This window comes from Rhizobacter sp. (assembly GCF_031412495.1).
Taxonomy (GTDB): domain Bacteria; phylum Pseudomonadota; class Gammaproteobacteria; order Burkholderiales; family Burkholderiaceae_C; genus Schlegelella_A.
This window is the reverse complement of the sequence record NZ_JANODC010000159.1, coordinates 1-1,761: the sequence shown is the minus strand read 5'-3', so window position 1 is coordinate 1,761 and position 1,761 is coordinate 1. Positions and strand designations below refer to the sequence as shown.

Below are 1,761 nucleotides of genomic sequence, written 5' to 3'. Positions count from 1 at the left end.
TCGTGATGCCGCAGGGCGTGGCGGGCTGGCTGCGCGAGCGGCGCATCGCCCGACTGCGCCAGTCTCTCGCCTGAGCGACGTCGACGACATGGATGCGCTGCTCGTCGTATCCGACCTCGCGAAGTCGTACCAGGGCGTCCGGGCGGTGGACGGGGTGTCGTTCTCGGTGCCGGAGAACAGCATCGTCGGCATCATCGGACCGAACGGCTCCGGGAAGAGCACGACGATCGACTGCATCACCGGCTTCCAGGTACCGGATCGCGGTCGGGTGACGCTCGACGGGCAGGACATCGGCGGGCTCGCGTCCTGGCGGATCGCTCGTGCCGGGCTGATGCGGACGTTCCAGACGGTGCGCATCTACGACCAGATGACGCTGCTGGAGAACCTGCTCGTGGCCATGCAATCCTTCGACGCGGTCAGCTGGGCCGATGCGCTGTTGCGGACCGGGCGCCTTCGCAAGGCGGAGTCCGACGCTACCGCTCGGGCGCGCGAGCTGGTCGCACTGGTCGGGCTCGAGCGCTACGCCGAAATGCCGGTCAGCATCCTGTCGTACGGCCAGAAGAAGCTCGTCGCCCTGGCGTCCGCCCTGATGTCGAAGCCTCGCCTGGTCGTGCTCGACGAACCCGTTGCCGGAGTGAACCCGACGCGGATCCGCGAGATCGAGACGGCGATCCGTGCCTTGCGCGGCGCCGGCGAGACCTTCCTCGTCATCGAGCACAACATGGAGTTCATCATGAACCTGTGTGACCACGTGGTCGTGTTCGCGCAAGGTGCGAAACTGACGGAAGGGTCGCCGGCCGAGGTTCACGCGGACGCGCGCGTGCTTGAGGCGTACCTCGGCATCCGCGCGTGATCGGGCCGGCCGCGTGTCCCGTCCATAAGCCACACAGACTCCCTTGACCTCTGCGCTTCAGATCGAAGGCCTGACCGCCGGCTACGGCGAGCTGCCGGTTGTCCATGACTTCTCGGCTGCGTTCGAGGCCGGCACGATCACGACGCTGATCGGCGGCAACGGCGCCGGCAAGTCGACGCTGATGCGGGCGATCTACGGGACCTGCAAGTGGTTCGGTGGGCGGATCGTCTACGACGGCAAGCCGATCGAGAAGCTGCCGCCATGGGAGCGGCTGCGCCTGGGGGTCGGCTTCGTGCCGCAGGGCCGCTGCAATTTTCCGCTGATGTCGGTCGCCGAGAACCTGAAGATGGCCTGCTACAGCCTCGGCGCGTCCCGGCACGGGGAAGCGACCGAGCGCGTGCTCGGGCTCTTCCCGGCCTTGCGCGCGAAACTCGGCGTCAGCGCCGGCAATCTGTCGGGAGGCGAGCAGCAGATGCTCGAGACCGCAATGGTGATGATGCTGAAGCCGGGCCTGTTGCTGCTGGACGAGCCGTCGCTCGGGCTGTCGCCGATCATGCAGAAGGAAGTCTTCGACCTGGCGCGGACGGTGGCCGGCACCGGCGTGACCGTGCTGATGGTCGAGCAGAACGCGCACGGTGCGCTGCTCGCTTCCGACCGGGCGATCGTGCTTGAGCTCGGCCGCATCTTCATGGAGGGGCCGGCGTCCGAGGTCATGCACGACCCCCGCATCCGCCATGCCTACCTCGGTGGCAATCTCGCCGAAACAGCGTAAGCGAAACCTGAGCGAAAGAGGATCGATCACCATGAGTGCCAGCGCCCGCTTGGCCGTCGACATCGGCGGGACGTTCACCGACTTCGTGCTCGAGCACGACGGGGGTCGCACCAGCACCAAGGTCCTGACGACGCCG

At 67.3% G+C, this 1,761-nt stretch carries 2 protein-coding genes; both read left to right on the top strand.

Annotated elements, in window-relative coordinates; genetic code table 11:
• Positions 1 to 88 precede the first annotated feature (88 nt).
• Entirely contained in the window at positions 89 to 853 is a 765-nt protein-coding gene (locus tag AC30N0_RS05720) for an ABC transporter ATP-binding protein (protein WP_489516964.1), read from the top strand.
• 43 nt (positions 854 to 896) lie between these two features.
• Positions 897 to 1,625, top strand: coding sequence for an ABC transporter ATP-binding protein (locus AC30N0_RS05715; RefSeq protein WP_489516963.1), 729 nt, complete (start codon positions 897 to 899; stop codon positions 1,623 to 1,625).
• Positions 1,626 to 1,761 lie beyond the last annotated feature (136 nt).

Excerpts from the sequence above, each read along its gene's own strand:
- AC30N0_RS05720 (WP_489516964.1), top strand. The coding sequence starts at position 89 with ATGGATGCGCTGCTCGTCGTATCCGACCTCGCGAAGTCGTACCAGGGC.